The organism is Cellulomonas humilata (assembly GCF_013359775.1).
Lineage (GTDB): Bacteria > Actinomycetota > Actinomycetes > Actinomycetales > Cellulomonadaceae > Cellulomonas > Cellulomonas humilata.
In genome coordinates this window covers 1-478 of sequence record NZ_JABMCI010000033.1, presented here as the reverse complement: position 1 = coordinate 478, position 478 = coordinate 1, and the positions used below count along the sequence as shown (strand labels likewise).

1 protein-coding gene is annotated in these 478 nt (G+C 69.9%); it reads left to right on the top strand.

Annotation, left to right across the window (positions count from 1 at the left end; genetic code table 11):
- Positions 1–478, top strand: a 478-nt coding sequence (locus tag HP550_RS00620; RefSeq protein ID WP_175345668.1) for an FG-GAP-like repeat-containing protein, incomplete at both ends; no start/stop codon positions are given.

Genomic DNA, 478 nt, shown 5'->3' with positions numbered 1-478 from the left:
GCCGACGTTCATCGGCTCCTGGGCGAACACCGCCGGGGTGAAGGTGGTCACCGGGGACTTCAACGGCAACGGCCTCACGGACATCGCGTTGGTGCGGCAGAACGCGGGGTGGGCGTCGATCCCGGTCGCGTTCGCGCAGGGTGACGGGACGTGGCAGATCACGAACGGGTCGGCGCCGACGTTCATCGGGTCGTGGGCGAACACCCCGGGCGTGCGGGTGGTGACCGGGGACTTCAACGGCAACGGTCTGACCGACATCGCGTTGGTGCGGCAGAACGCGGGGTGGGCGTCGATCCCGGTCGCGTTCGCGCAGGGTGACGGGACGTGGCAGATCACCAACGGGTCGGCGCCGACGTTCATCGGCTCCTGGGCGAACACCGCCGGGGTGAAGGTGGTCACCGGGGACTTCAACGGCAACGGCCTCACGGACATCGCGTTGGTGCGGCAGAACGCGGGGTGGGCGTCGATCCCGGTCGCG